Origin of the sequence: Kitasatospora sp. NPDC058478, from assembly GCF_042720345.1 — a bacterium.
In the GTDB taxonomy this organism is placed as follows: Bacteria; Actinomycetota; Actinomycetes; order Streptomycetales; family Streptomycetaceae; genus Kitasatospora.
Genome location: NZ_JBHXML010000090.1, coordinates 16,426 through 37,421, shown reverse-complemented (window position 1 = coordinate 37,421; position 20,996 = coordinate 16,426). Strand labels below are relative to the sequence as shown.

Annotated in this window: 14 protein-coding genes; 4 read left to right on the top strand and 10 right to left on the bottom strand. The window is 72.4% G+C overall.

What is annotated here, in order from left to right; genetic code table 11:
- Window positions 1–80: 80 nt before the first annotated feature.
- The 5 genes from ACFWPT_RS36040 to ACFWPT_RS36020 all read right to left on the bottom strand — a co-directional run bounded on the left by ACFWPT_RS36040 (window position 81) and on the right by ACFWPT_RS36020 (window position 7,743).
- Window positions 81–3,122, bottom strand: coding sequence for an alpha-mannosidase (locus ACFWPT_RS36040; RefSeq protein ID WP_380380197.1), 3,042 nt, complete (start codon window positions 3,120–3,122; stop codon window positions 81–83).
- Window positions 3,123–3,236: 114 nt separating this feature from the next.
- Window positions 3,237–4,505 carry a glycosyl hydrolase gene (locus ACFWPT_RS36035; protein ID WP_380487008.1) on the bottom strand — a complete coding sequence of 423 codons (1,269 nt, stop codon included), beginning with the start codon at window positions 4,503–4,505 and terminating at the stop codon, window positions 3,237–3,239.
- 82 nt (window positions 4,506–4,587) lie between these two features.
- Window positions 4,588–5,478, bottom strand: coding sequence for a carbohydrate ABC transporter permease (locus ACFWPT_RS36030; protein ID WP_380380195.1), 891 nt, complete (start codon window positions 5,476–5,478; stop codon window positions 4,588–4,590).
- A 5-nt stretch (window positions 5,479–5,483) separates the two neighbouring features.
- Window positions 5,484–6,356, bottom strand: coding sequence for a carbohydrate ABC transporter permease (locus ACFWPT_RS36025; protein ID WP_380339560.1), 873 nt, complete (start codon window positions 6,354–6,356; stop codon window positions 5,484–5,486).
- 97 nt (window positions 6,357–6,453) lie between these two features.
- Complete coding sequence (locus ACFWPT_RS36020) at window positions 6,454–7,743, bottom strand: extracellular solute-binding protein (RefSeq protein WP_380487005.1); 1,290 nt, start codon at window positions 7,741–7,743, stop codon at window positions 6,454–6,456.
- Window positions 7,744–7,913: 170 nt separating this feature from the next.
- Between ACFWPT_RS36020 and ACFWPT_RS36015 the strand changes: the two genes are divergently transcribed.
- The 4 genes from ACFWPT_RS36015 to ACFWPT_RS36000 all read left to right on the top strand — a co-directional run bounded on the left by ACFWPT_RS36015 (window position 7,914) and on the right by ACFWPT_RS36000 (window position 16,620).
- Window positions 7,914–8,990, top strand: a complete 1,077-nt coding sequence (locus tag ACFWPT_RS36015) for a LacI family DNA-binding transcriptional regulator (RefSeq protein WP_363369566.1) — start codon at window positions 7,914–7,916, stop codon at window positions 8,988–8,990.
- 188 nt (window positions 8,991–9,178) lie between these two features.
- Entirely contained in the window at window positions 9,179–11,632 is a 2,454-nt protein-coding gene (locus ACFWPT_RS36010) for a discoidin domain-containing protein (protein ID WP_380487002.1), read from the top strand.
- An 84-nt stretch (window positions 11,633–11,716) separates the two neighbouring features.
- A complete protein-coding gene (locus tag ACFWPT_RS36005; protein ID WP_380487000.1) occupies window positions 11,717–15,928 on the top strand; it encodes an NEW3 domain-containing protein in 4,212 nt (1,403 codons plus the stop codon).
- A complete protein-coding gene (locus ACFWPT_RS36000; protein WP_380380613.1) occupies window positions 15,925–16,620 on the top strand; it encodes a hypothetical protein in 696 nt (231 codons plus the stop codon). Before ACFWPT_RS36005 ends, ACFWPT_RS36000 begins: the two co-directional genes overlap by 4 nt.
- Window positions 16,621–16,689: 69 nt before the next feature.
- On the opposite strand, the gene ACFWPT_RS35995 is transcribed toward ACFWPT_RS36000, so the two are convergent.
- The 5 genes from ACFWPT_RS35995 to ACFWPT_RS35975 form a co-directional block, all read right to left on the bottom strand.
- Entirely contained in the window at window positions 16,690–17,379 is a 690-nt protein-coding gene (locus ACFWPT_RS35995; protein ID WP_380486998.1) for a hypothetical protein, read from the bottom strand.
- Between the two features lie 97 nt (window positions 17,380–17,476).
- Window positions 17,477–18,640, bottom strand: coding sequence for a DUF4157 domain-containing protein (locus ACFWPT_RS35990; RefSeq protein ID WP_380486996.1), 1,164 nt, complete (start codon window positions 18,638–18,640; stop codon window positions 17,477–17,479).
- A 341-nt stretch (window positions 18,641–18,981) separates the two neighbouring features.
- Window positions 18,982–20,088 (bottom strand): serine hydrolase domain-containing protein, encoded by a 1,107-nt coding sequence (locus tag ACFWPT_RS35985; RefSeq protein WP_380486994.1) that lies wholly within the window; start codon window positions 20,086–20,088, stop codon window positions 18,982–18,984.
- Between the two features lie 194 nt (window positions 20,089–20,282).
- Window positions 20,283–20,642, bottom strand: a complete 360-nt coding sequence (locus ACFWPT_RS35980; RefSeq protein ID WP_380486992.1) for an SgcJ/EcaC family oxidoreductase — start codon at window positions 20,640–20,642, stop codon at window positions 20,283–20,285.
- Window positions 20,639–20,944, bottom strand: a complete 306-nt coding sequence (locus ACFWPT_RS35975; protein ID WP_380486990.1) for a muconolactone Delta-isomerase family protein — start codon at window positions 20,942–20,944, stop codon at window positions 20,639–20,641. The genes ACFWPT_RS35980 and ACFWPT_RS35975 overlap by 4 nt, the downstream gene beginning before the upstream one ends.
- Window positions 20,945–20,996 lie beyond the last annotated feature (52 nt).

Sequence of the window (20,996 nt, the reverse complement as noted above, 5' to 3'; positions counted from 1 at the left end):
TGGGGCGCCTCGGGGGGGGGGGGGGGGGGGGGGGGGGCCCCCCACCCCCGCCCCCCCCCACCCCCGTCAGCCGACGGTGCTCAGCCCGCCGCGCTCAGACGCAGCGTGACCAGCTCGAACGGCCGCAGCGCCAGCCGCACCGCGCCGTCCTCCACGGCCACCTCGCCGCGGGTGCCGTCCCAGGGCCGCTCCAGCAGGTCGCAGGGGACGGCGCCGGCCAGCGGGTAGGAGGTGGTGAGCAGGCCACGGGCACGGCCGCCGCCGGCCTCGTAGACCCGGACGATCAGGTCGCCGCTGCGGTCGTCGGCGAGCTTGACCGCGCTGACCACCAGCGCGTCGTTGTCCAGCTGCACCAGCGGCGCGACCTGCTCGGCGCTGCCGGTGACGCGCCGCTCGGGCAGGCCGATCCGGTAGCCCTCGCGGACGGCGTCGCCGATCGCCGCGCCCGGGACGAGGGCGTGCCGGAAGCGGTGCAGGCCCTGGTCGGTCTTCGGGTCGGGGAAGCGGGGCGCGCGCAGCAGCGAGAAGCGGACCGTGGTGGTGGTGCCGCCGTCGGTGTCGCGCACGGCGCGGGTGACGTCGTGGCCGTAGGTGGAGGCGGTGACGAGGGCGACGCCCCAGCCGGGTTCGTCGAGGTGGACGAAGCGGTGGTTGCAGGCCTCGAACTTGGCGGCGTCCCAGCTGGTGTTGGTGTGGGTGGGCCGGTAGAGGTGGCCGAACTGGGTCTCGGCGGCGTACCGCTCGGTGTGCACGTCCAGCGGGAACGCGGCCTTGAGGAACTTCTCGGTCTCGTGCCAGTCGACCTCGGTGTCGATGTCGAGCCGCTGCTCGCCCGCCCGCAGGGTGAGCGTCTGGACGACGGTGGACGAGCCGAAGGAGCGCGCGACCCGGACCGCGGCCTGGTCGGGGGCGGAGAGCGCCGTCAGCGCGTCCACGGCGGTCAGGTCGGTGACGGTGTTGCGGTAGAACTGGTCGACGTCCCAGGCGTCCCACATGTTGGGGAAGTCCGGGTGCAACTGGAGCAGGTTGGCCCGGGTGCCGGGGGCGACGCTCTCCCGGCCGCTCGCCACCTCGACCACCGACGCCACCAGGCCGTCGGCGTCCACGACCACGTCCAGCAGCCCGTTGCGCAGCAGGAAGCCGCCCTCGGGCCGCTCGACGACCTCGCAGGCGCCCGCGCCGAACACGGCCGGGGCGGCCCCGCCGGCCGGGACGGCCGAGCGCGGGTGCGGCGCCGAGTTGAACACCAGCTCGCGCCCGCCGGCGGTGTCCCCGGCGAGGGCCTGCTGGGCGCCGTCGATCAGCGAGTCCAGCTCCGCGGCCAGCGCCGCGTACGTCGCCTCGGCCTCGCGGTGCACCCAGGCGATGGAGGAGCCGGGCAGGATGTCGTGGAACTGGTGCAGCAGGACGGTCTTCCAGATCCGGTCCAGCTGCTCGTACGGGTAGGCCGCGCCGGTGCGCAACGACGCAGTGGCGCACCAGAGTTCGGCCTCGCGCAGCAGGTTCTCGCTGCGCCGGTTGCCCTGCTTGGTCTTCGCCTGGCTGGTCAGGGTGGCCCGGTGCAGCTCCAGGTAGAGCTCGCCGACCCAGACCGGCGGGTTCGGGTACTCGGCCTCGGCCTTGGCGAAGAACTCGGCGGGCTTCTCCCAGCGGACGGTGGCCGAGCCCTCCAGGTCCTTCATCCGGCCCGCCTTGGCGACCATCTCGCGGGTGGTGCCGCCGCCGCCGTCGCCCCAGCCGGTCGGGGCGAGCGAGTGCCGGGCCACTCCCTTGTCCTTGAAGTTCCTTGCCGCGTGGGCGATCTCGCTGCCCTTCATGGAGCAGTTGTAGGTGTCCACGGGCGGGAAGTGGGTGAAGATCCTCGTTCCGTCGATGCCCTCCCAGAGGAAGGTGTGGTGCGGGAACTTGTTGATCTGGCTCCACGAGATCTTCTGCGTCAGCAGCCACTTGGAGCCCGCGTTGCGGATGATCTGGGGCAGGCCGCCGGTGAAGCCGAAGGTGTCGGGCAGCCACGCCTCGTGGTTCTCCACCCCGAACTCGTCCAGGAAGAACCGCTTGCCGTGCACGAACTGCCGGGCCATCGCCTCCGAGCTGGGCATGTTGGTGTCGGACTCGACCCACATGCCGCCGGCCGGGACGAACCGGCCCTCCGCCACGGCCTTCTGCACCCGGGCGTACACCTCGGGGCGGTGCTCCTTGATCCAGGCGAACTGCTGCGCCTGGGACATGGTGTAGAGGAAGTCCGGCTCGTCCTCCAGCAGCGCGGTCATGTTGGCGGTGGTGCGCGCCACCTTGCGGACGGTCTCGCGCAGCGGCCAGAGCCAGGCCGAGTCGATGTGCGCGTGGCCGATCGCACTGATCCGGTGCGCGGACGGCACGGCGGGCGCGGCCAGCACCCCGGCGAGCTCCGAACGGGCGGCGGCCGCCGTGCCGTTGACGTCCTGGAGGTCGATCGCGTCGAGCGCCCGCTCGACCGCGCGCAGGACGTCCCAGCGGCGGGCGCCGTCCACCGGCAGCTCGGCCATCAGCTCGCCGAGCACCTCCAGGTCGATCACCAGCTGCCAGACCGTCTCGTCGAAGACGGCGAGGTCCATCCGGGTCAGCTTGTACTGCGGCTGGTCGCCGGCGGTGTCCTTGTCGCCCAACTCGGTGGGCAGGAAGGGGTGGTAGTCCAGGATGACCGGGTTGGAGGCCGCCTCGACGTGCAGCAGGACCTGCTCGCCGCCGGCCGCGGGGGCGGCGATGCGCACCCACTGGTTCTGCGGGTTGAGGCCCTTCACCGGGGTGCCGTCCGGGCGGTAGACCAGGCCCTCGCACTGGAAGCCGGGCATGTTGGCGTCGAAGCCGAGGTCGATCAGCGCCTCGACCGTCCGCCCGGCCCAGGCCTGCGGCACGGTGCCGGTCACGGTGATCCAGCTGGTGCCCCACGGCGCGCCCCAGGCGTCGCCGACCGCGATCGGGGTGCGCGGCGCGGCCAGGCCCTCGGCGACCGGGACGGGCTCGCCGGGTGCCGTCCAGATGCCGACCTCCAGCGGGACGGACTCGGGGTAGACGGCCGGGCGGATGCGCTCGTCCAGGACGCGCTTGAGGCGGGACTCGACCAGCGTGCGGTCATCGTGCATGTCAGCGGGCTCCGTTGCGTGACTGAGGGGCGTGTCTGAGGGGCGTGACTGAGGGGCGTGTCTGAGGGGCGTGAGTGAGGATCGTGACTGAGGGGTAACGGCTGGGGCGAAGGGTTACAGGGACCGTACGTCGTCCGGGTGGACCACCTCGGTGATCCCGCGCGCGGCCAGGTGGGCCTGGTCCTCGGCGTGCTCGGCGAGGACGGTGGTCGGGCGGGCGCCCGCCTCGGCGAGGCGCATGAACGCCTCGTAGACGGCGCCGCCGGGCCCGCAGACCGAGCGCTTGGGCGCGGTCACCTCGTCCCCGGTGGCCACCACCACGGCGGTGGTGCGCGGCGCGGGCGGCTGCCAGGAGCGGCGCGCCTCGGCGGCGGCCTCGGCCAGCCGGGCGCCGGCCGGCTTGACCGCGCGGTCGGTGGTGAGCAGGCCGAGGCTGTACTCCAGCTCGGGGAAGTCTGCCAGCGAGCGGTCCACGTCGTGCGAGCACCACCAGGTGACGCCCCACACGTCCGGGCAGTCGAGCACGGCCTCGACGGTGGCACCGGTGAACCGGGCGGCGTCCTCGGCGGTGATGTGCGGGGCGGGGGCGCCGACCTCCTGGAGCCAGACCGGGCGGGCCGGGTCGTCCGCCCAGGCCTTGGAGAGCTCGACCAGGTAGGCGGCGTGCTGCGCGGTGGTGGTGGAGTGGGCGCCGTAGCGCTGGGCGGTGCCGTTGAACACCCAGGAGTGCACGGCGGTGGCGGCGCCGATCCGGGCCGAGTGCCAGGGGGTGAACGGGTGTTCGTCCAGGTACCAGGCGGCGTCGTAGGAGGCGTGCAGGTGCATCCGGCCGGGCGCGCCCTGTTCGCAGGCGTCGAGCATCCGGCGCAGCCAGGCGTCGGCCTGTCCGGGGGTGATCCGGTCGGGGTCGGGGTGCGGTTCGCCGGAGAACTGGTTGATCTCGTTGCCGAGCGTCATGCCGAGGAAGTTGGGCCGCTCGTGCAGCGCCTCGGCGAGGGTGCGCAGGTAGGCGGCCTGGCCGTCGAGGACCTCGGGGTCGGTGAAGATGTTGCGCCGGTGCCAGGTCTGGGTCCAGGAGGGCAGGAAGTCGAAGCTCGACAGGTGGCCCTGGAGGCCGTCCACCGCGACGTCCAGGCCGCGTTCGCCGGCCGCGTCCACCAGGGCCGCCAACTGCTCGACGGCGCGCGGGCGGATCAGGGTGCGGTTGGGCTGGAACAGCGGCCAGAGCGGGAAGACCCGGACGTGGTCCAGGCCGAGTGCGGCGATCGAGTCGAAGTCGGCGCGGACGGCGTCGAGGTCGAAGTCGAGCCAGTGGTGGAACCAGCCGGCGCTGGGTGTGTAGTTGACGCCGAAGCGGGGGCGCTGCGGTGCGGGGGTGCTCATGGGCGGGTGATTCCTCAACGGGTTTGGGGCGAGCGGGCGGTGGGGTCAGGAGTCGTCGGACACGTCCTCGGTCGGACCGGGCCTAACCCTTGACGGCTCCCTCCTCGACGCCCTTGAAGAAGAAGCGCTGGCAGACGCCGAACACCACGACGATCGGCAGGAAGGCGATCATGGTGCCGGCCGCGATCAGCCGCGGGTTCGCGGAGAAGGTGCCGTTGAGGTACTGGAGTCCGACGGTGAGGGTGTACTTCTGCGGGTCGTTGAGCACGATCAGTGGCCAGAGGAAGTCGTCCCAGGCGCCGATGAAGGTGAAGATGACGATCACGCTGAGCATGCCGCGCACGTTGGGCAGGCTGATGTGCCAGAGCCGCTGCCACACGGTGGCGCCGTCGACCAGGGCGGCCTGGTCGAGTTCGAGCGGGACGGCGGCGAAGGCGGTGCGCATCAGCAGCACGTTGAGCATGGCGATCGCGCCGGGCAGGGCGACGCCGGTCAGGCTGTCGGCCAGACCGAGGCCGCGCACCAGCACGTACTGGGAGACGATGGTGACCTCGCCGGGGAGCACCAGGGTGGCGAGGAAGAGGCCGAGGACGAGCTTGGCGCCGCGGAAGCGCAGCCGGGCGAGCGCGTAGCCGGCCAGGGTGCAGCCGACCACGTTGCCGGTGATGCAGATGGCGGCGACGATCAGCGAGTTGAGGGCGTAGGTCCAGACCGGGATGGTCTCGGCGACCTTGCCGTAGTTGCCGAAGGTCAGCTGTTCGGGGATGAAGCTCGGGGTGCTGGTGTAGACGTCCTCGTTGGGGCCCTTGAGGGAGGTGGAGAGCTGCCACAGGAACGGCCCGACCACCAGCAGCAGGACGAGCACCAGGAGCAGGTAGCGGCCGGCGGTCTGGGCGGGGGAGGGGGTGTTGAAACCCCGGGATCCCTGGGCGTCTTGAGCGCGGCGGGCGGCCTTCGAACGGGGGGAGGTCACGGGGTTCAGGCCGCCTTCCGGTTCAGGCGCATCAGCAGCAGCATCGGGCCGAGGGTGATGACGAACAGCATCAGGCTGAGCGCGGAGGCGTAGCCGAGGTGGCCGTTGAAGCCGCGGCTGTACATCTGGATCAGCATCACCACCGACATGTCCCGCCCGCCCGGGCCGCCCTGGCCGTGGGAGAGCACGTACAGCTCGGAGAAGACGCGCAGCGCGCTGACCGAGATGAGGACGGAGACCAGCATCATGGTCGGCCGCACCCCGGGCAGGGTGACGTGCCAGAACCGGCGGATCGGGCTGGCGCCGTCGACGGCCGCCGCCTCGTGCAGTTCGCGCGGGACGTTGGCGAGGGCGGACAGGTAGATGACCATGTAGTAGCCGAAGCCCTTCCAGACGGTCAGGGCGATCGCGCTGAACAGCAGCAGCCAGCGGTCGGTGAGGAAGGCGACCGGGGAGTCGGTCATCCCGGACTGCTGGAGCAGGCCGTTGACCAGGCCGCGGTCGTCCAGCACCCAGCCCCAGATCAGCGCCACCACGACGGCGGAGGCGATGACCGGGGTGTAGAAGGCGGTGCGGAAGAAGGTGATGCCGGGGACCTTGCGCTGGACGAGCAGGGCGAGCAGCAGCGGCAGGATGGTCAGCAGGGGCAGGCAGACCAGCATGAAGACGATGCTGTTGAGCAGGGCGTCGGCGAGCTGTTCGTCGTCGAGCAGGCGCCCGTAGTTCTCCAGGCCGGTGAACTGCCCGCCGCCCAGGGGCTTGGCGTTGGTGAAGGACAGGATCACCGTGTTGACGGCCGGCCAGAGGTTGAAGACGGCCAGCCAGAGTATCGCGGGCCCGGCGAGCAGCCAGGGGGTGAACCAACGCCGGTGGGTCATGCCGTTGCCTTCCTGGGGGTGGTGCGGGTCATTCCCGGGTGCGGCGGGCGGGGGTGGCCCGCCGCTCGACCGGTACGGTCGGGGTGGCGGTCGGCCGTCAGCCCTTGAGCAGCTTGTTGCACTGCTCGACGGCGGAGTCCAGCGCCTGCTTGGAGCTCGCGTCGCCGCTGATGGCCAGCGCGATCTGCTGGTTGATGATGGTGCTCATGGCGTCGTCGACCTGGACGGGCTGGATCAGCTTGGCCTTGGCGAGCGAGTCGAAGGCGACCACCTTGGCGTCGCCGGCGTTGGTGCCGTCGCTCTTGCTGAAGAACGGGTCGTTCGCGGAGGCCTTGGTGGACGGGAAGACGCTGGTCAGGTGGGAGAACGCGGCCTGGTTCTCGGGACTGGTGACCCAGCGGGCGAGGGCGACGGCGGCGGCCGGGTTCTTGGTGTTCTTCGGGATGGCCAGGCCCTGCACGTACAGCGGCGGGACGCCCATGGTGGGGGAGGAGAGCATCTTCGGGGCCATCGTCGGGTTGTCGGTGGCGAGGCTGGTGATGAAGTTGCCGCCGCCGGTGGTCCAGGCCGCCGTGCCCGCGTTGAAGAGCTTGGAGTTGCCGACGTAGGTGTTGGTCAGCACGTCCTTGGGCAGCAGGCCCTCCTTGAAGGCGTCGCGGTACTTGTCGAGCAGCGCGGCGGCCTCGGGGGTGTTGAAGGTGAAGGACTTGCCGTCGTCGGACATCAGCTTCACGCCGGCGTTGTAGAGGTCGCCGAGGCCCGGCTTGCGGCTCATCAGGTAGGTCTGGCCGCCGGACTTCTCCTTCATCGCCCGGGACTGGGCGATCAGGTCGTCCAGGCTGGCGGGGAGCTTCTTCGGGTCCAGTCCGTTCTTCGTCAGGAGTTCCGAATTCCAGTAGTTCACATCGGTGTTGAGGTACCACGGGTAGCCGAAGGTGCCGTTCAGGCCGGTGTAGCGGTAGGCCTCGACGCCGCCTGCGACGTACTCGTCGGCGAGCTTGGGGTCGGCCTTGAGGACGTCCAGCAGGAGGTCCTTCTTGGCCAGCGGGAAGGCGAAGTCCGGCGGGAGGTTGACCACGTCGGGCAGGCCGCCGGACGCGGCCTGGCTGAGGACCTTGTCGGAGTAGCCCTCGCCGGGCTGGTCGAGCCACTCGACCTCGACGCCGGGGTACTTCTTCTTGAAGCCGTCGAGGACGCCTTGGACGTAGTCGGTGAACTTCGGCTTGAGCGCCCAGGTCTGGATCGAGACCTTGCCCTTGACCTCGCCGGTGGCGGCCGCACTCGCCACGCTGTCGCTGTTCTTGCTTTCGCTGGAGCCGAGTCCGCAGCCGGTGAGTGCGGCCGCGGTGAACGCCGTCGTGGTCAGTGCCGCCCAGATTCTTCGCATGAGGGTCTCCCGGTCCTGGGGGTGGGTGGGGGATCGTGCCGAGCTCGGGGGGTGGTTTTGGGTCACGGGGGTGGTGCCGAGTTCCAGAACCTGTATTACTAAACCGGTCTAGCTATGCCAGGGACTATGCTCCCGCCTAAACTTGGATGTCAAGAGAGGAGTCGGGTTCTGTGGCCAGACCGACGATCGCCGACATCGCGCGCCAGGCCGGTGTCTCCAAGGGCGCGGTGTCCTTCGCGCTCAACGGCCGCCCCGGCGTGAGCGAGGCGACCAGGGCCCGGATCCTGCGGGTCGCCGAGGAGATGAACTGGCGCCCGCACAGCGCCGCGCGGGCCCTCGGCGGAGCCAGGGCCGACGCCGTCGGGCTGGTGATCGCCCGCCCGGCCCGCACCATCGGCGTCGAGCCGTTCTTCAGCCAACTGCTGTCCGGCCTCCAGGCGGTGCTCTCGGCCAGCTCCGTCGCGCTGCACCTGATGGTGGTCGAGGACACCGCCGCCGAGATCGAGGTCTACCGGCGCTGGGCCTCCGAGCACCGGGTCGACGGCTTCATCGTCGTCGACCTCCAGGTCCGCGACCCGCGGCTGCCGGTGCTGGACGAACTCGGCCTGCCCGCCGTCATCCTGGGCGGGCCCGGCAAGGGCGGCGGCCCGCTGCGGATCTGGGCCGACGACCGGGAGGCGATGCTCTCCATCGTCGACTACCTGGCGGCCATCGGGCACCGCCGGATCGCCCACCTCGCCGGGCTGCCGCACTTCCAGCACACCCAGCGGCGGATCCGCGCGCTGCGCGACGCCTCCCGCCGGCTCGGGCTGGAGGAGGCCGTGTCGGTGCCCACCGACTTCAGCGACGCCGAGGGCGCCGCCGCCACCCGCACCCTGCTCTCCCGGCCCCGGCGGCCCACCGCGATCGTCTACGACAGCGATGTGATGGCCGTCGCCGGGCTCGGCGTGGCCGGGGAGATGGGCGTCGCGGTGCCCGCCGAACTGTCCATCGTCTCCTTCGACGACTCGGTGCTGGCCCGGATCGTCCACCCGCCGCTGACCGCGCTCAGCCGGGACACCTTCGCGCTCGGCGAGCAGGTCGCCCGCAGCCTGCTGGCGGCCCTCGACGAGGCCGGCTCCGGGCGCGACCTGCAGATGCCCACGCCGCGGCTGACCGTGCGCGAGTCCACCTCGCCGCCGGGGGCCGAGCCACCCGACGGGGTGGTTGCTGCGCGAGTCGTTGACAGCGCTCCTGAACCGGTTTAGGTTCGCTGCGCCGAGCGGCCTCCGCCCGGCGCGCACCCAGGCCCGCCCCCCTCCGCAGGCCCGCCGCCGCGGCCGGCCGCAGCGGCGCCGCGGTCGCCCCCTCCGCGCGCACCGCCACGCCCACATGCACCCGGCCCGTCCACGCCGACGGCCCGCCCCCACCCACCTCCGCTCGATCGGAGCCACGCATGTCACGACGGATACCCCTGCTGCTCAGCGCCGCCCTCGCGGCCGCCGTGCTGGGCGCCGCCCCCGCCGCCCACGCCGGGCCGCAGGCGCCCACCACCCCGACCGCCAGTACGCCCGGCACCCCCGGCACCCAGCCCTACGCCTCGTACTGGTACCCCTCCACCATCCTCAACTGGGACCCGGCCACCGACCCGGACGCCCGCTTCAACCGCTCCAGCGTCCCGCTCCAGCCGCGCACCAGCGACCCCGCCCTCAAGGCCAACCCCAACGCCCGCACCGGCGAAGGGAAGGTCGCCTCCCTGGTCTCCTTCGGGCCCACCTCCAACAACCCCTCCCAGGGCTCCGCCGACCCCAACTACTACGCCTTCGGCTACTGGCAGTACGTCGACAAGCTGGTCTTCTGGGGCGGCTCGGCCGGCGAGGGCCTGATCCTCGCCCCCAACCCGACCGTCATCGACGCCGCCCACCGCAACGGCGTCAAGGTCTACGGCACCGTCTTCTTCCCGCCCGCCGCCTACGGCGGCCAGCTCCAGTGGCTCCGCGACTTCGTCCAGAAGTCCGGCAACAGCTACCCCGTCGCCGACAAGCTCGCCCAGGCCGCCCAGTACTACGGCTTCGACGGCTGGTTCATCAACCAGGAGACCGGCGGCGGGGATTCGGCCCTCGCCACCGAAGTGCGCAACCTCATGCAGTACAGCAAGGCCAAGAGCGGCACCGAGTTCATGTGGTACGACGCCATGACCACCTCCGGCTCGGTCAACTGGCAGAACGCCCTCACCTCCGCCAACTCCCCGTTCCTCCAGGACGGTTCGAAGCGCACCTCGGACTCGATGTTCCTGAACTTCAACTGGAGCTCCGGCGGCCTGAACTCCTCCCGCGCACTGGCCCGGCAACTCGGCCGCAGCGAGTACGACCTCTACTCCGGCATCGACACCGAGGCCAACGGCTACAACACCGGCGTCGACTGGAACTCCCTCTTCCCGGCCGGCCGGCCGCACACCACCTCGCTCGGCCTCTACCGGCCCGAATGGACCTGGAAGTCCGCCACCGACCGGGCCGACTTCTACGCCAAGGACGCCCGCTACTGGGTCGGCGCCAACAACGACCCGTCCAAGGCCAACCCCGCCGACAACTGGCCCGGCCTGGCCGGCTACGTCGCCGAGTCCTCGCCGATCACCGCCAAGCCCTTCGTCACCAACTTCAACACCGGGCAGGGGGACTTCTACAACTCCGCCGGCACCCGGGTCGCCACCGGCGGCTGGAACAACCTGTCCCTCCAGGACGTCCCGCCGACCTACCGGTGGATGGTCGACTCCAGCGGCAGCCGGCTCACCCCGTCCGTCGACTTCACCGACGCCTACCAGGGCGGCTCCTCGCTGCGCCTCACCGGCACCCTGGACGCCGCCAACACCGTGCGGCTGTACGAGACCAAACTGCCCGTCGCCGCGAACACCAGGCTGGACCTGGTGGTCAAGACCCCGGCCGCCGGGCCCACCAAGCTCAAGGCCGCGGTCTCCTTCACCGACGCGCCGAACAGCTTCACCACGATCGACGTCGGCGCCAACTCCGGTACCGGGTGGGAGCGGCACACCCTCGACCTCGCCCCGTACGCGGGCCGCACCATCGCCCAGCTCGCCCTCCGGGCCGACGGCACCGACCCCGCCTACGACGTGCGGATCGGCCAGATCTCCGTCCACGACGGCGAGGTGGGCGCCCCGGCGGGGCCCAGCGGCCTCACCGTCCTCGGCGCGAGCGACGTGACGGCGGGCTCCAGCCAGTCGCTGCGGCTCTCCTGGACGGCCGCGCCCGGCGGCGACGTCCACCACTACGAGGTGTACCGGCGCAACGCCGACGGCAGCCGGACCTTCCTCGGCGCGACCCCCAACGACGCGTACTACGTCGGGCGGCTCGACCGGGCCGGCACCGAGGACGCCACCACCCTCGACGTCGAGGCCGTCTCCACCACCTACGGCCGCTCCACCGCCGCCTCCACCACCGTCGGCTGGACGGGCACGCCGCCCGCGACCGGCGGCAACCTGGCGCTGAACCGCCCGGCCACCGCCTCCGGCCAGTGCAACGCCAACGAAGGCCCGGCCAAGGCCGTCAACGGCACCGTCAACGGCGGCACCGGCGACAAGTGGTGCAGCCTGAACAGCTCCAAGTGGCTTGAGGTGGACCTCGGTTCGGCCAAGCAGCTGTCCAAGTTCGTGGTCAAGCACGCGGGCGCGGGCGGCGAGAGCGCGGCCTTCAACACCCGCGACTTCTCGATCCAGGTCCGCTCGAACACCACCGACCCCTGGACGACGGTCGCCGACGTCACCGGCAACACCGCGGGCACCACCACCCACCCGGTGACCAGCACCGCCCGCTACGTCCGGCTGGTCGTCACCAAGCCCACCCAGAACACCGACCCGGCCGCCCGCATCTACGAGTTCGAGGCCTGGGGCCAGTAGCCGGGCACGCCGGCAACTCCCGCCGGGCGCGCGGCAACCGACCCCGCGCCCGGCCCCCGTACCTGCACCGAAAGGACCCTCCCCGTGCCGGTCACCATCACCGCCGTCGAGAACACCGACCTCTTCACCGGTCCCGAGGAAGCCCCGCGCCAACTGCTGCGGGTCACCCTCGACGGCCCGGCCGCCCGGATCACCGTCAGCGGTCCGGGCGTGCGCGGCGAGGCGACCGGCACGGGGCTGGTCGAAGTCCCGCTGGAGCTCACCGGCGCCCCCGAGCCGGGAACCCAACTTCCCGTCACCGTCGAGGCGGAAGGCGCCTGCGTGGACGCCCTGGTGGAGGTCGCCGAGCCCGGCTGGACGATGTTCCTGGTCTCGCACTTCCACTACGACCCGGTCTGGTGGAACACCCAGGCCGCCTACACCTCTCCCTGGGAACTGCTCTCCGCCGACGCCACCACCCGGCCCCTCTGGGAGCGCAACGGCTTCGCGCTCGTCGACGCGCACATGGACCTCGCGCTGCGGGACCCGGTGTACAAGTTCGTCCTCGCCGAAGTCGACTACCTCAAGCCGTACTTCGACCAGCACCCCGAGCGCCGCGAGACCCTGCGCACGCTGCTGGAGCGCGGCCAGGTCGAACTCGTCGGCGGCACCTACAACGAGCCCAACACCAACCTCACCGGCGCCGAGACCACGATCCGCAACCTCGTCTACGGCATCGGCTACCAGCGTGACATCCTCGGCGGCGACCCGCAGACCGCCTGGCAACTCGACGTGTTCGGGCACGACCCGCAGTTCCCCGGCCACCTCGCCGCGGCCGGCCTCACCGGCAGCGCCTGGGCCCGCGGCCCCTTCCACCAGTGGGGCCCGATCCAGAAGAACTTCCGCGAGGCCAAGGACGACGCCCGGGTGATGCAGTTCCCGAGCGAGTTCGAGTGGATCGCCCCCTCCGGCGAGGGCGTGCTCACCCACTACATGCCGCACCACTACTCGGCCGGCTGGTGGATGGACTCCTCCCCGGACCTCGCCACCGCCGAACAGGCCGTCTACGAGCTGTACCGCAAGCTCAAGCCCGTCGGCGCGACCAGGAACCTGCTGCTGCCCGTCGGCACCGACTACACCCCGCCCAACAAGTGGGTCACCGAGATCCACCGCTCCTGGGCCGCCAAGTACCTCTGGCCGCGCTTCGTCTGCGCCACCCCGCGCGACTTCCTCGACGCCGTCCGGGCCGAACTCGCCGCCACCGGCCGCCGGCCCAGCCCGCAGACCCGCGACATGAACCCGGTCTACACCGGCAAGGACGTCTCGTACATCGACACCAAGCAGGCCCAACGGGCCGGCGAGGTCGCCGCCGCCGACGCCGAGAAGCTCGCCACCCTCGCCGCCGTCCACGGCCTCGGGCAGTACCCGACCGCCGCCCTCGACAAGGTCTGGCGCCAACTCGCCTACGGCGCCCACCACGACGCCATCACCGGCTCCGAGTCCGACCAGGTCTACCTAGACCTGCTCGGCGGCTGGCGCGAGGCGCACGACCTCGCGGCCGCCGTCCGGGACGAGGCGCTGGACGCGCTGACCGCGCGGATCTCCACCGCCGGCGTCGGCTCCACCGCCGGCGCAGGGTCGGCCGACTCGGCCGTGGTCGTCACCAACACGCTCTCCTTCGACCGGACCGACCTGGTCGTCGTCCAACTGCCCCCGCGGACCGGGGCGGTACGGGTGCTCGACGACCGGGGCGAGCCCGTGCCGAGCACCGTCGACCGGGGGGCCCTGCGCTTCCTCGCCGCCGACGTCCCCGCGCTCGGCTGGCGCACCTGGCGGCTGGTGGAGGGCCCGGCGGCGGAGCCCTGGACGGCGGCCGAGGGCGTGGTGATCAGCAACGACCGCTACCGGGTGAGCGCCGACCCCGTCCGTGGCGGCGGCCTGTCCTCCGTCCACGACCTGCTGCACGACCGGGAGTTGATCCAGGGCGGCCGGATCGGCAACGAACTGCGGGTCTACGAGGAGTACCCGCAGCACCCCGACTTCGGCGAGGGCCCCTGGCACCTGGTGCCCAGCGGACCGGTGCGCGGCTCCGGCACGGCCCCGGCCGACGTGCGCCGCGAGACCGGCCCGCTCGGCGAGCGGCTGGTGATCGGCGGCACCGTCGACGGGATCCGCTACGAGCAGACCGTCACCCTGTGGCGCGGCCTCGACCGGGTCGACTGCCGCACCCGGGTCGTCGACTACTCCGGCGCCGACCGACTGCTGCGGCTGCGCTTCCCCGTCGACCTGCCCGGCGCGCTGCCGGTCAGCGAGGTCGCCGGCGCCGTCGTCGGGCGCGGCTTCGCCCTGCCCGACGTCGACTCCGCCGAGGCGCCGTGGACCTTGGACAACCCGGCCAACACCTGGTTCGGGCTCGGCGCCACCGCGCGCGCCGTCCTGTCCGACCCGGCCGGATCTCCGCTGGGGGAGCGGGCGTTGGGCGTCGCCGAGGTGGTCGTCCCGAGCCTGGACGACGCCGCCGACGCCCGCCCGCTGGTGGTCGCCCTCGCCCGGGTCGGCGTCACCGCCACCACCTCCGGCGCCGACTGGGCCCGGTACGGCTGGCTGGACGTCGACTCCAACCTGCCCGACTTCCGGATCGTCCTCGGCGGGCCGGAAGAGAACGACGCCGCCCGGGAGTTGATCGAGCGGGCCGGCGAGGAGTACGCGAGCGTCCTCAAGACGCACGGCGCGGTCTGGGTGCCCGCGCTCACCCCGCTCGCCGAGGTCTGGCAGCCCGGCGCCGACCTGCGGGACCTGCGGGCACTGCCCGCGCTGGTCGTCGCGGACGCCGCCGCGCTGGTCGCGGACCTCGCCGACGCCCGGATCAGCGCCGTCTGCCCGTCCGAGGTCGTGGACCAACTCGCCGACCACACCGTCGCGTTGCTCAGCTTCGGCCTGCCCGGCTTCGCGGTCGACACCACCGGAGCCCTGCACCTCTCGCTGATGCGCTCCTGCACCGGCTGGCCCTCCGGCGTCTGGATCGACCCGCCCCGGCGCACCCTGCCCGACGGCGCCTCCTTCCAACTCCAGCACTGGACGCACGAGTTCAGCTACGCCCTGGTCGGCGGCCCGGGCGACTGGCGGAGCCAGACCCTGCCCGCCCAGGGCCAGGAGTTCAACCACCCGCTCTACGCCCGGATCGCGCCGCCGCAGGAAGGCCCGCTGCCGGCCGCCCTCTCCTGGCTGCGGATCGAACCGCAGCGCGAAGTCCTGCTCGGCGCGCTCAAGCCCGCCGGCAACCCGATCGCGCACGGATCGGCGGCGGCCGTCGGGCGCGAACTCGCCGTCCGGCTGGTCGAGTCGACCGGCCTCGGGCGCACGGCGGAACTCGGCGGCGCACTCGGGCTGAGCCACCTGCGGCCCGCCGACCTGCTGGAACGCCCCCTCGGCGAGGCCACCGAACGCGTCGACCTCGCCGGCTCGCAGATCGCCACCCTGCTCGCCGCCCCCGGCGTCGCCGCCGAACCCGGCGGCCCGGTCCTCGGCCCGGTCGCCGAACCCGCGCAGCCCGTCCACGCCCGCTACTGGCTGCACAACCGGGGCCCGGCGCCGATCGGCTACCTGCCGGTCTCCGTCGGCGCCTCGCCCGGCCTGCTGCGGACGGACGGCGCGGCGGTCGAACTCTCCGTCGCCCTGTCCTCGCAGCTGCGCGACGCGGCGGTCGAAGGCACGGCCGTCGTCCTGCCGCCCGAGGGCTGGCAGACCAGCCTCGGCAGCCGCCCCTACCGGCTGGAGCCCGGCGGCCACCTGCGCTTCCCGGTCACCCTCACCCCGCCCGCCGAAGCGCTGCCCGGCCTGCACTTCGCCGCCGTCCGGATCGTGCACGACGGCCAGGAGATCGAGGACGTCGTGACCATCGCCGTCGGCGACCTCCCCGGCCTGCTGCCCGTCCCCGGCGACACCCCCGAGGACTGGACGATCGCCCAGGGCACCAAGGCCACCACCGGCCGCGACACCGGCCTGGACGTCGCCGTCTCCGAGGAGACCCTGCGCGTCACCCCGGGCGGCCGCACCACCCTCGGCCTCACCCTCACCAACCGCACCCGCGGCGAGATCCGCGGCGAACTGCAACTCGTCTCCCCCTGGGGCACCTGGGAGGCCATCGCCGACCCGGTCCGCGGCTTCACCGTGGCGGCCGGATCGTCCTCGGCCGTGGACTTCGAGATCGCCGCCCCCGAATCCACCGACCCCGGCGCGTACTGGGCGCTGGCCAAGGTGATGTGGTTCGGCCGCTGCCAGTACGCCCCGACCGTCGCCCTGGAGGTGGAGGCATGACCCTCGGTCTGCTCGACGGCCGGCCGCTCCCGCGCACCGCCCTCGACCACCGCCTCGCCGCCCTCCGCACCGGCCCGCGTTCCACCGCCCTGCCCCAGCCCGGCAGTTCGGAGGACCGCCAGCTCACCCGCTGGGTCGCCCAGGTGCTGCTGACCGAGGCGCTGTGCGAGGCGGTCGCCACCGAGCGCGACCTGCCCGTACGGTCCACCGGCCCGGCCCGCCTGGACCAGCAGGCCGCCGTCGAACTCGGCTCCATCACCGCCGCCGCCTACGAGGGCAGCGCAGCCGTCCGGGCCGTCTACGCGGCGGTCACCGCCGACGTCGAACCCTCCGCCGCCGACGTCGCCCACTACCGCACCCTGACCACCCGCCCGCCGTCGTCCGTCTGGCACCTCGCCCTGCCCGACGGCGAGTTGGAGGCCGACCCCGACACCCTGCCCGCCGCCCTCGCCGAAGCCCTCCGCGAGGCCCCGCCCGGCACCTGGGTCACCGCCGGCCCCTGGACGGCCGCCCTCCTCGCCGTCCGTACCACCCCGGAGGAGCGCGACCCCACCGCCGACCTGACCGAAGCCGCCCGCCGCGCCGCCTTCGTCCGCTGGCTCGACCACGAGCGCGCCCAACGCCTCACCCTCGTCGAGGGATTGGAGCACCCCGGCGACCCGGCCCAACCCGACAACCACCACCGCCACTGAGGCGCCGCCCCCTCCGCCGATCTCGACGGTGGCCCCGTCGAGGTCGGCGAAGGGGGCCGGTGGCCAGGCTCAGCCGCCGCCCACGCCGCCGGTCGAACCGCCGTGCCCGTACCGGAAGTGGTGCCACGAGCGCCGGTCCGCGACCGAGGGCGGGGGCGGCGGTGCGGGGCGCTGGTGGTGGCTGACGTGCAGGTCCACCGAGATGGCGGGGGAGAGGGCCTCGCGCAGCTCGCGGTGGAGCGCGGTGGTGTCGGTGTCCTGGGGCAGGGGCCGCTGGGGGAGTTCGCCGCGCTCCAGCAGGACGGTCAGCGTGATGGTGACGGACCTCGGGCGCGGGTCGCCGTCGTACGGCTCCTCGGTGGAGTGGTCGATCCGGATCCGTCGTACCTCGGTGACCGGCATCGGCCGGTCCGCCCGGGCCCCCCGGACGAGGACAACAGTGGCCGGCTCGGCGGAGGGCGCGAAGCGCAGCCGGTGCACGGTACGGAAGACCAGGCGGACCATCAGCGCCCACCCGATGACCGCGCACGCCCCGCCGGCGATCCCGGCCGCCGCCCACACCGGGCCCCATCCGGTGCCGGCGAACAGCATGCCGATGTCGAGGGGGAGGGAGAAGAGAGCACCGTACAGGAACAGCACCGGTGCCGCGATCACGCTCTGGAGCGCGGCGGTGAGGGCATACCGGAGCGAGCCGCCCCGCTCCACGAGGACCAGGTCGAGCACGCCCGGGTTCGAACGGTCCATCAGAACACGCCGCATGACGCAACGGTAGAAGTGTGCGGCGCGCTGCGGAAGTACAAGGCGCCGACCGGCCGACCGCGAGCCGCTACCGGACGTCCCGACTCGGCAGCCCCCGTCAGGCGATCTTGCACGGCACGTAGGCGTGCCCCAGCTGAACGGCCGCGCCCAGGCGGTGGTTTCCGTCCTGGATGCTGATGCCGCCCCCGTCGACCCGGATCTTGATCGGTTCGAGTGCGGCGCTGTTCTTCATGCCGGTGACGGCGGCGCCGAGCCGCTTCTCGACGAGCCCGCCCGCCACGGTCTGCGCACGGCCGCTGGCCTGCTGCAGCAACGCGACGCTCACCTCGACCAGTTGGCCCGAACGCACACCCTGCGCCTCGAAGTCCTGCAACTGGTCGATCTGCGCACCGTGGAAGGCCCCGGCGCCCGCCCGGACGTGGAAGCTGGTGTCCCGCTGCCGGGAGAAGTGGCCGCTCAGGTCCGCCTGCGCCTGCTCCGGACCGACCTCCATGTTGACGAGCTTGTAGTAGGTCTCCAGGTCGTCGTCGACCTTGATGTACCCGTAGCTGCCGTCCTCGTCGAAGATCACGCGCTCCTCGGAGCCCGCGAGTTGGTAGATCTTCTCGTAGTACTCCTTGGTCAGCTTCTCGTCCAGGACGAGCCGCAGCCCCGGATAGTCCGGGTCGACGTGGGTGTGGTCGCCCTCCTCCCCGGCGGGCTTCGTCGCAGGGCGCCGCTGCACCGAGGGCTCGACGGCCTGCGTGCCGTGCGCGTGGGCCGCGTGCTCCGCCTCGGACTCCCGGGCGAGCGGCCGGGACAGCACCCGGGAGGCGTTCGCCTCGGCCTCGCGCTCGAAGCGGTCGGAGGGGTCGCTGACCCGCAGCCCCGTCCCGTTGTCGGTGCCCGCGACAGGGCCGCTGCGCTGCTGGATGACGTGGGTCAACTCGTGCGCGAGCGTGTGCTTGTCGCCCCCTCCGGCGCCGAGCACGATGTGGCTGCCCGAGGTGTACGCGCGGGCGCCGATCCCGGCCGCCGACTCCCGGGCGGTCGCACCCGTGTGCAGCCGGACATCGGAGAAGTCCGCACCCAGCCGCGTCTCCATCTCGCTCCGGATCCCGTCGGCCAAGGGCGTGCCGGCGCTCCTCAGCACCTCGTGGACCGCAGAACGCTGCACGTCGGCCGCAGCGTGCTCGTGCTGTTCCTGTTCCTGCTCCAGCATCCGGCTCACCGCGGCATTGCCCACGGCCCGCTGCATGGCGGTGAGCGCCGCCGGAGTCACGGCCCGGGCACCGGACGGCAGCCGGGCGGGAGCCGCGGGCCGACTGGTACGGCCCGGTCGTCGGTCGGCGGCAAACGCACTACCGGAGTCATGGGCACGCACAGGAAAGGCCCCTTCGAGGGATCGGCGACAGTCCCTCCCAGTCTGTTCGACCCCGCACCTCCGGCGGAAGGTACGCCAGGGCAACGTCCGATGTCCCCCGGGGCCACCTCCCCCGTCAGCCCGCCGCGCTCGCCCCGAGCGCGGCGGGCGGGCCGTGTCGCCAGTGCTGTGACCGGGAAGGTGTGCCGGGTTGCCTGGGCCTCGGGCGTTGCGCGCCGTGCACCGGACGGTTGCGGTTGTCAGCCGGCGAGCGTGGCGTTGACGAGTGCCTTGATATAGGGGAGGTCGTTGCCGGTCCCCGTCGGGTTGAGGGAGTACACCACGCGGTGTCGGAGGTCGCGGGTGGCGAAGACGCCGTTGTCCCAGCCGGGGCGGGAGCCGGTCTTGCCCCAGGCGTACTCGCCGTTCGGGAGTTGGTAGCGCATGAGCCCGCCGATGCTGTAGCAGGCCGTTTGGCCGACGCAGTTGGTGTTTTCGGCGGCGTTCGGCACGTTCGGCACCTCGAACACCAGCTTCTGCTGGGCGGGCGGGAGCAGGCGGCCCCGGAACAGCGCGGTGATGAAGTGGTCCAGGTCGGCGGCGGTGGAGATGATGCCTCCCTCGGCCCACGGGTACGGGCTCTGCTCGGTCACGTCCTGTCCGTCGAGGTACACCTCCGCGTGGGGCGAGGGGATGGTCGGGTCGTCGGCGGCGGGCAGGCTGGTGTGGCTCAGATGCAGCGGCCGGATGATCCTGTGCTCCAGCTCGGTGGTGAGGGAGTGGCCGGTGACCTTCTCGACGATCAGGCCGAGGACCAGGGAGTTGAGTCCGTTGTACTGCTGCTCGGCAGGGGGTGCGGGCGGCACGTCGGTGGCTGCGGCGAACGAGGCGCGCAGGAGGTCTTCGGGCGTCACGGACTTGAGCTGCCATCCGGGTCCGTCGGCCGGGCCGGGAGTCCGGGCGGGCTTGGGCAGGCCGCTCGTGTGGTCGAGGAGCTGGCGCACGGTGACGCGGTCGTACGCCTCGGGCAGCACCTCGGGGACGTACTGCCGTGCCGGTGTGTCCAGGCCGATCCGGCGCTCGGCGACGAGCTGGAGAGCCACGGTGTTGGTGAACACCTTGGTGACGCTGCCGATCCGGAGGTAGGCGCCGGCGGTGACCGGGCCGGCGGTGGCGTCCACGCCGTCCTGCCTGATGAGCGCGCCCGCAACGACGGCGTCGGGCAGGTGGTCGAGGATGCCCTGGACGGTCGGGTTCACCAGCGCCGGGGCGTTGGAAGCAGGCGTGGCGGCGGCCGCCGGCAGGGCCGCGCCGGTGGTGAGGGCGGTGGCCAGGGCGAGGGTGGTGACGGCGAGGCGGATGCTCATCGGGGTTTCTCCGGGGCGGCGTTGACGGACTTGTTGACCTCGTCAACTCTGCTGCGTCCAGCTGCCGTCGCCCATCGGTGATCACCCTGATAACAACCCTGGACTGCCCCTGGGGGCGATCAGACGATCTTTGTTCCTGTCGGGTTGCTCTCACCGGCCCGACGGAGCGCGGCGCTGGAACGTGACGGCGCCGCTCAGGGCAGCAGCGAGACCTGGTAGTGGGCGATGGACCAGCCGTCGGCCGACCGGCGCAGCAGGACGCCGAGGTTGACGGTGAGGGTGGGGCGGTCGGGGAAGGCGAAGTCGACGCCCAGGTACCCGAGCAGGAGGTCGTCGGTGAGGCGGCGGGTCTCCAGGACGCGGTAGGCGGCGGTCATGCCGGGCGGCTGGGAGGCGTAGTACTCGGCGATGCCGGTGCGCCCGACGGTGTACGGGTGGAGGCCCTGGAAGATCGCGTCCTCGGTGAAGCAGTCGGCGACCTGTTCGGGCTGGTGGGCGTCGACGGCGGTCTTCCAGCGGTCGAGGACGTCGCGCAGGACGGTTTCGTCGTTCATCGGGTGCCTTCCGGGCGGCCGGGGTCGTTGGGGTGCGGGGAGAGCGGGGTGACGGTGTCCTGGCGCCATACCCGCAGGGGCATGGTGGCGAGTGCCTGCTCCAACCGTTCCTCGTCGGGGGCGCTGAACAGGCCCCAGGTGCGCCATTCGCCGGGGGCGAGTGGCGGGCGCCAGAGCCGCAACAGGGTGCCCTGGGCGGCGAGTTCGCGGGAGCGATCGGCCTCGCGGGCCCGGATGTCGGCGATCGCCTCCTCGGTGGTTCCGTCCGGGACGGTGGTCACCATGTCGACCAGGAATTCCATCGGCGTCCTCTCGTACGGGTCTACCGGAGTATCGAGGGGCGCAGGTGCCGGG

Coding starts and splice junctions, on each gene's coding strand:
- ACFWPT_RS36040 (WP_380380197.1), bottom strand. CDS start 3,122: ATGCACGATGACCGCACGCTGGTCGAGTCCCGCCTCAAGCGCGTCCTG.
- ACFWPT_RS36035 (WP_380487008.1), bottom strand. CDS start 4,505: ATGAGCACCCCCGCACCGCAGCGCCCCCGCTTCGGCGTCAACTACACA.
- ACFWPT_RS36025 (WP_380339560.1), bottom strand. CDS start 6,356: ATGACCCACCGGCGTTGGTTCACCCCCTGGCTGCTCGCCGGGCCCGCG.
- ACFWPT_RS36020 (WP_380487005.1), bottom strand. CDS start 7,743: ATGCGAAGAATCTGGGCGGCACTGACCACGACGGCGTTCACCGCGGCC.
- ACFWPT_RS36010 (WP_380487002.1), top strand. CDS start 9,179: ATGTCACGACGGATACCCCTGCTGCTCAGCGCCGCCCTCGCGGCCGCC.
- ACFWPT_RS36000 (WP_380380613.1), top strand. CDS start 15,925: ATGACCCTCGGTCTGCTCGACGGCCGGCCGCTCCCGCGCACCGCCCTC.
- ACFWPT_RS35995 (WP_380486998.1), bottom strand. CDS start 17,379: ATGCGGCGTGTTCTGATGGACCGTTCGAACCCGGGCGTGCTCGACCTG.
- ACFWPT_RS35985 (WP_380486994.1), bottom strand. CDS start 20,088: ATGAGCATCCGCCTCGCCGTCACCACCCTCGCCCTGGCCACCGCCCTC.
- ACFWPT_RS35980 (WP_380486992.1), bottom strand. CDS start 20,642: ATGAACGACGAAACCGTCCTGCGCGACGTCCTCGACCGCTGGAAGACC.
- ACFWPT_RS35975 (WP_380486990.1), bottom strand. CDS start 20,944: ATGGAATTCCTGGTCGACATGGTGACCACCGTCCCGGACGGAACCACC.